This window comes from Emticicia sp. (assembly GCF_043780375.1).
GTDB lineage: Bacteria > Bacteroidota > Bacteroidia > Cytophagales > Spirosomataceae > Emticicia.
Genome location: NZ_JAYWCU010000084.1, coordinates 1 through 8421, shown reverse-complemented (window position 1 = coordinate 8421; position 8421 = coordinate 1). Strand labels below are relative to the sequence as shown.

Annotated in this window: 3 protein-coding genes; 1 reads left to right on the top strand and 2 read right to left on the bottom strand. The window is 38.4% G+C overall.

Translation table 11 applies throughout. The features are described from left to right. Positions 1-46 precede the first annotated feature (46 nt). Together ACH2CJ_RS06380 and ACH2CJ_RS06375 are read right to left on the bottom strand one after the other, a co-directional pair. Complete coding sequence (locus tag ACH2CJ_RS06380; protein ID WP_394991420.1) at positions 47-1417, bottom strand: Gfo/Idh/MocA family oxidoreductase; 1371 nt, start codon at positions 1415-1417, stop codon at positions 47-49. Between the two features lie 192 nt (positions 1418-1609). Continuing rightward, on the bottom strand, positions 1610-7069 hold the full coding sequence (locus tag ACH2CJ_RS06375) for a CHRD domain-containing protein (RefSeq protein ID WP_394991419.1): 5460 nt from the start codon (positions 7067-7069) through the stop codon (positions 1610-1612). A gap of 294 nt (positions 7070-7363) precedes the next feature. On the opposite strand from ACH2CJ_RS06375, the gene ACH2CJ_RS06370 reads away from it, so the two are divergent. Continuing rightward, on the top strand, positions 7364-8421 hold a 1058-nt coding region (locus ACH2CJ_RS06370; protein WP_394991418.1), incomplete at its 3' end, for a serine hydrolase domain-containing protein.

Here is an 8421-nt window from a genome sequence, read left to right as displayed (position 1 = left end):
CTAAAAAAAGGCTTGAAGTTTTAAAACTTCAAGCCTTTTTTTAATATTAAACCTTATCTGGCTCAGGATGCACCCAACCTTTTCGATATGGGCGTTTGAGGAGTTTCGTTGCTTCGGCATCACCTACTACTTCTCGTTTCTTTGGGTCATAAACGACTGGTCGTCCGATTTTCATTGAAACATTAGCGAGCAGACAACTTGCGGTAGAAATATGTCCTTGCTCTATGTCGGCAACTGGTCTCGAATTATTCTCAATGGCTGCAATGAAATCAAGCATATGAAGCCTTGTAGCGGGAGCAGCATTTAGTTCAATACGCTCTTCGGTAAGGTCTTCTGGATATTTTTCTTTTTCATAAACTACGTCTTTATGGATTTTTTCTCCTTTGCCTTGTGGAACAAAATCATAGGCCATTGTACTGGCAAACAAAGTACCTTTTTCGCCATAAAGTGTAAAAGACCAAGGATAATCAGGATTTGCGGGTGTTCCCCAAGAGCGATGTTGCCAAACACAATTGAGTTCATCGTACTCAAAAATAGCAGATTGGGTATCTGCAATATTTGATTTCCCTTCTTTCTGAACATAAATCCCACCTGTTGAACTAATACGATTTGGCCAACCAAGTTTCAACATCCAACGTACAGTATCGAACATATGTATGCACATATCACCCATAATCCCATTTCCATATTCATTGAATGTACGCCACCAACGTATATGTGGAAGTCCATCATAAGGTCGTAGTGGTGCAGGGCCTGTCCACATTTCATAATCTAAAAAATCAGGAACAGGCTCTACTGGTGGATTTCCATTGTTTCTCATGTGAAAATAGCAGCACATTTCTACGTGAGATATTTTGCCCAGCAAACCTGCATCAACGATATTTTTCTTTGCCTCAATCAAATGAGGTGTACTTTTGCGTTGCGTACCTACTTGTACTACTTTATTGTATTTACGAGCTGCGGCAACCATTGCCTCTCCTTCTATTACATCAACGCTTATAGGTTTTTGAACATACACATTCGCTCCTGCTTTTATACAATCAATTGCTTGCAATGCGTGCCAGTGGTCTGGGCTTCCAATTAATACAATATCTAATTGATTTTCGGCAATCATTTTTTTATAATCGCCATAAAGTGCAGGTATTTTACGTGACTTTTGGCGTTTTGCTACTAAATTCCCTGCTGAGGTGAGCATATTTTTATCAACATCACAAAGAGCCACGACCTCCACATCAGCTACTTGAATGAGTCGAAATAAATCACTTTTCCCATACCAACCGGTTCCAATTAAGGCAACTCGATAGGTTTTGGCTGGTTGTAGAATCTCGTCCATACCACTGACACTCAAAGTAGAAAGAGCCAACGATGCCGCAGTTCCTTGAATGAAACGACGACGGTTAATATTTGGGTTATTCATTATAAATAGATGGTTGAATTTTTTACGAACATTCAAGTTTAAGAAATATTTTAATCACTTCTAAGTATTTGAGGAAAAATCATAGAAAGTTATCAAAAATAAGCGTTTTTTGCCTTAGTAGCAAACACCAATAAATAAAATGGTGGATGAGTTTTGAATTCATCCACCATCAAGATTGTTTAAGAACTAAAATTAGTTGCAACCACCAATTTCGGCTTTAAAAACTGAACTTGCGTTTGCCTGAAAACCAGCATTCAACAAAATGGCATTTCCTGCTTTATAAATAGTATTGGCAGGCGAAAGTACCTTGTTGGTAGCCGTAATTATCTGAGTAGCTTGCTGGGTAGTCGTACCTCCACTAATATCATTGGTTGGACTAACCAAAGTTAATGAAGCCGTTGTAGCTACCAAATTTGAGCCATTTGTAGTCCCAGCAACTATTTGGTTGGTAGAAACAACCCTTATTTTATAGCTCGAGCCTAAACCAATATTAATCGGAATAGTACAAGCCACCACACCAGCCGATGGCGAACTACCAATAACAGTCGGATTATTGAATGTTCCGTTGGCATCAGAAAGTTGTACTTCAAATAGGTTTGCAGGGTTGAATGCACCAGTTGTGGTAAAATTAACATTAAATGTGCTACCTGCACACAACGAATTAACTACAAATGATGGAGCAGAAATACTTGCCGAATTTGACACAATGGTGAAATTGGTAATGATTGGCCCATAAGTAATATTTCCGAGAGCATTATCTTGTTCATAGCCTGTGATTGTAAGTGAATAAGCCCCTGGTAATAAGTGCCTTCCTAAAACAGAAACGCCTGTATTATTAAACAATGCAAACGGAGAGATACTTTCTACAACTTCATGCAAATAAGGCAATCCTTGAATTCTCATTCTAAAACTTTCAATTGTTACCGTCGAACAAATCGGATTAACTAAAATTGATGTTTCTTCTGGCACTTCAGCGATTACCATATTGTTTACTAATGGGAATTTAAAAACGAACGGATTTCCTGCCTGCACATAATCGTATTCAACTACCGTTAAACAAGGATTGTTGTCGCTAACAATAACAGATGTTGTAGCGGTTGCCGAACAACTACCCTGAGTTACAGTAACGGTATAAATACCCGCCATGGCAAGGGTTGCATTTGAAATGTTTGCAGGATTTGATGTACTCGTAAATGAATTTGGACCTGCCCAACTATAAGAACTGCCACCTGTTGCATTTAATTGAATAGTCTGACCTGTTAGGTAAGGCCCAGTATTACTGGCAGTGGCATTTACGGTATTTACAATTACTGAAGTGGTTGACGTTGCCGAGCATCCCGTCGTTGTATTACTTGCAGTAAGGATATAAGTTGTAGTTATAATAGGACTTACCGAAACCGTTTGTCCATTCTGATTTCCAGGATTCCAAACATAATTATTGGCTACACACGTAGCACTCAACTGTCCTCTTATTTCACCACCTGGAAAAGTTGAATTATGTATATTAACATATGTGTTTCCTGCTAACAAAGCTGTTGCATCAGCTCCCGAAAAAACTCCACTATAAGTAAAAGTACCTGAAGTTGAAGCAGGAACACCTCCAAATGGTACTATTACAGGTCCATTTACGCCACTTGCACCATTATGAATATGACCAGCAGAGGCATTGACACTCAAGCCATTAAATGAAATTGTCAAGTTCAATTGATTAGTAGTAGTATTAAAAGTTCCTTTCACACTACCTGTTGCAGTCGAACCATTGGCTGGTACTTCGGAAGAACCACTTAATGTTGCATTTACAGACTGTAGATTACATGTTGCTGATAATGTAGCCATTGCACCTGCACAAATTGTTTGATTTGCTCCAGCATCAACAATTGGAATTGGATTTACTATTACTGTAATAACCGCAAATGGACTTAAACATCCACCATTTTCACAGCGAACATTATAAATGGTATTTGATGTAAGATTTGGTGTTACAAAAGGCGAACCAGTAAATGGAATCGCTACACTACTTGCATCATACCAAGTTACGGTTCCAGTAGCACAAGTTGCTGATAGTGAAGTACTTGTATTGCTACAAATTGCTGGATTTGAAGTACCCGTTGGGGCAGCCAATGCTCCAACTGTAACTGTAACAACCGTAAATGGACTTAAACATCCACCATTTTCACAACGAACATTATAAGTAGTACTTACCGTAAGATTTGGTGTTACAAAAGGCGAACCAGTAAATGGAATCGCTACACTACTTGCATCATACCAAGTTACACTTCCAGAAGCACAGTTTGCTGATAGTGAGGCACTTGTATTGCTACAAATTGTTGGGTTTGAAGTACCGGTTGGGGCAGCTAATGTTCCTCCAACAGTTACTGTGACAACCGTAAATGGGCTTAAACATCCACCATTTTCACAACGAACATTATAAGTTGTATTTGATGTAAGATTTGGTGTTACAAAAGGCGAACCAGTAAATGGGATCGCTACACTACTTGCATTATACCAGGTTACAGTTCCAGCAGCACAGCTTGCTGATAGTGAAGCACTTGTATTGCTACAAATTGTTGGGTTTGAAGTGCCAGTTGGGGCTGTAACTACTGGACAAGTAATAGTAAGAGTGGCAGGTTTACGCACACTCGTTGCACATACAGTAATACCCGAACAATTTGCTTCAGCAAAGTAAGTGTATGTGCCTGGTGCAGTATCTGTAGGAATATACTCGGCTCCTGAGCCAACCGAAACAGTAGCCGTTGCACTGTTATACCACGTAATACTACTCGCACCACCCGAACTTGGTGTAAGCACATTTACTGAAAACGACTCTACGCAAAGTGGGTCGCTTGCAGCAGCATCATTGGCAAGGAGTTTCCAAATACCATTAGGGTCTGTCCCATTCAATGCTGACAACACTTGTGCAGGATTAAAAGTGCCATTTGCTGGTAGGCTTCCAACCGCGGCACCTCCATCTTCAAAAACAGTAGTCAAAACGCCTAACGGTGTAGAGCCAATTGAATAGGTATTTGCATTGAGTAAATTAATGATTGTACCATTTGGAGCTTGTATTCTAAATGAAACCTCATCATAAAAAGGTTGTCCAGAGCCTCCTGCTGTTCCACAATCATTGATTGTTCCACCACTTCTTTTTCTCCAAGTAACTGATACTTTTGTTTTTCCAAGATTTGTTCCAACACCTGACACGGTTACTTGGGGGTCTGCTCCACTTTTTGTATTGTTATCATAACCAATGGTCGGACCTGAGTAATTAACTGTTTGAACACCAGGACATGCTGAACTTGCTTGTAAACCATTACCTGGTGTAATTACTGTTCCAAAAGTTATTGATCTACTAACCGTGGTTGGTACTGGTGTGCCAACATTAATGATAACAGCAATGGAGTTCGACGATAAAGTACAGCCAAGGCGTGTGATTTCCACACGATAGCTACCTACAGTTTTGGCAATATATTGGGCTTGAGTAGCACCGCCAATCAATACATTGTTTTTGTACCATTGAAAAGTATAATTAGGGTCAGAATTTGCATTAAAAATAGTTGAATCCCCTTCACAAAAAGTGGTTGGTCTTGTAACAGCTACATTTGTTGACGGACAAACGATATTTCCAATAATTGTGATACGATGCTTTTGATTATATGCTCCTGCTATTCCGTTTCCAGCATTGGCATTGAGTGTATATTCTAAGTCAATGTATTCATCAACTTCCCCAATCATATCATCGTAAACACGAAGTGTAAAAGTTTGTGTTAAATTTGACCCATTTAAAACTAACGATGTACTATTGAGTAAATCATAGTCAACTCCTTCGGTTGCTGTTCCAGTCTTAGATAAAGTAACGTTTACAGGTTGTGTTGGAGCTTGGTCAATCAAAAGAGTTATCGGATAATCTTTATAAAAAGTAGAAGGTGGCAAAAGCGTTATAGATTCCTTCTGCCGTGCAATTGTTCCCCCCTTTTGAAAATGAACTGTTGGCGTAGTGAGGGGGTCATTAATTTTAAAACTACCAATACGAGTTTTGAAATTGACGCTGGCAGTAGCTGCATAATACTCCGCCGTAAACCATTGTGTTTCTTCGTCTGATGGGTCAGTTGTCATTGCCGAATAATCGCCCCATCTACCACTCGAATGTGTTTGAGAGCCACCAGATGCATGAAAAACTTGTTCAGAACCAAGAGTACTCACTGGGTCAGTTTTTTTTCTTTCAGCATAATAAATATCTGGAAAGTTCGTAGTGCTTGACCTACTATAGGCAAGTGCCATATTTCCTCTTTGGTCAATTCCTGCACAACCCATCCATCGGTTTATACCTGTTGTACCGCTTATGGCTGTAGGAGAAAACGTAGATTGTTGATTTACTGTCCATGCACTTGCTGGGGTAGCTCTGGTTAGTTCATACCACCGAGTTGCAGCTTGATAAGTAGTTGCTGATGTGGGGCTTACACCGCTGACATTTACTGCATAATTCATAACTAAAGATTCATAATTGTCGAATCTTCTATAAATAATTCTACTCATCATTCGGTCGGCAATGGCATCTAAACGTACAGCAGTACCTTGTTGCTCGATTGGGCTAGCCGATGGAGAACGAGCATCAAAAGCAGCTACTGGCAAACTTGTTGCACTACTTAACACAGACGAAGCAGGATTAACAAAATTAGGCGTTAATGTTCTTATTAATAATCGGTCTGATCCACCAAATTCATCGGCATCAAAAGTAATAAAAGTGGGCTGAGAAGTAGGGTCTGGGGTTTTAAACCCCTCAAAACTTGCAGGTAAATACCCCCCATCAGTAGCACCAGTAGCATTGAAGGCTACACCCGTTACAGTTGGCTCTCCACTAACCATTTTATTTCTATCAAAAGCCCAAAAACCTTGTCCTAGGTAAGCAGTTCCTTGAACATTGAAATTATGTGTAGTAACAACATAGCTATTGTTCCAGATACCTACGTGTGGGTAATCTGGAAATTTGCCTGGAGTAAGAAATTCATATACATAATAAGAGCCTGTGGGGTCATTGGTTTGTGAAACACAAAAAATCAGCGATTCACTTCCACTGGTAAAAAGGCTACTAAATTGCATCAAAATATATCTATCAGCAATATGGTCATAGAGGGTAATTGGGTCGCCATCGTCGGTTGAAGTAGAGGCAATTGTGCTGAATTTCAAAGGACCTGACAAAAGTGTACCAGATTTATTAAAAACCTTATGAACCAAATTTATCATTTGGACTACATGGTTTGGTCCTACACATAATACAGGGTCTGGTGGTGCTAATAAACCAAAACCTACTGCCGAATTGTCTGTTGTTCCATTTCCATCAAAAGACGAGGTTAATACCGACGTAGAAGGACCTTGATTGACGGTTTTTACACTTTTTTGAAGTGCTTCGTCTGAACTAACAGCATTAAGATTTTCGACAGGGAATCGTACTCTTTTATTTATTTTGTCTCTTAATTCCTGATATTTTGGACTTTTAATCGATTGCTTTTTCGTATCAATGGGTACTTCATACTTAATATCAGTCAATTTTGGCGAAATCCTGACAAGACGACCTGTAAGAATATCTGATGGTCCTTGCTGGCTAAAAGACGAAAAACAAACAAGGAGTAGAAGAAGAGGATAAAATTTTTTCATAGCCATATAAGTTTAGATTCATTAATATTGAAGTGCGTGCAATAAATAATAAATTTAAAAATATATTTTAACATTATTTGAAATAAAGTTAAATATTTACTTAACGGTCAAGTTATCTTGTACAATAATAAACCATTTATCCTTGTTAAACAATACCAAAGACCTGCATATTATGTATAAGAAAATCTTTATATTTTAAAAATATCTCTCTTGAATGTTAATTCTTTTTTGATATATTATCTTTAAATAGTATAATAATTTTGTATCATTGTAAAAAAACTCCCTTCTTCCCTTATGAGAAATTTATTACAATTATTTGTTGCTTCTTTGATAATTATCAACTGTGAAGCTCAAACGGTTTTAACTTCTTCGGCAACCGCAACACCTCTTTCAGTTGCCTCTTCGCCCGAAGCGGTTGGCATTTCGTCCGAAAGATTGAAACGAATTGACATTGCATTGAACGAACTTATCAAACAAGATAAATTGCCAGGAATGGTTGCTCTTTTTACTCGAAATGGTCAAATTGTTTATCAAAAAGCCTTTGGATATGCCGATGTCCAGACTAAACGCTTAATGAAAACGGACGATATTTTCCGTATAGCATCTATGTCAAAAGCCATTACTTCTACTGCCGTAATGATGCTTTATGAAGAAGGAAAGTTTTCGTTAGACGATCCAATTTCCAAGTTTATTCCCGAATTCAAAAATCCAAGAGTTATCAAGTCATTCAAGTTTTCCGATACAACTTATACGACCGAAGCTGCTAAGTCAGAAATAACTATTCGACATTTATTGACCCATACATCAGGCTTGGGTTATGGCGTAATTGATGGTGATGAAAGCTTCAAAGCAATGTATAAAAAAGCAGGAATTGTTGATTTATACACCACTAAAAATGTAAAGATTAGTGATAATATCAAAAAATTAGCAAAACTACCACTTCATTTCAATCCAGGGGAAAAGTTTTCTTATTCTGAAGGACTTGATGTATTGGGTTATTTCATCGAAATAATCTCTGGAATGCCGTTTGACGAGTTTTTACGTACACATTTATTTGAGCCTTTGGGCATGAACGATACTTATTTTTACTTGCCCGATTCAAAAAAAGACCGCATGGTTTATGTTCAAAAACCCGATAGTATACAAAAATGGGTGCGATACCCTGTAACCTTTTATGACCCAAATTATCCAATCTCAGGAGCAAAAACTTTCTTCTCGGGTGGAGCGGGGCTTTCTTCAACTGCAAAAGATTATGCTACTTTTTTACAAATGCTACTCAATGGTGGAGCAATGAATGGTAAGCGTTTTTTGAGTCGCACAACAGTTGATTTATTGACGGCTACTAACCAAAC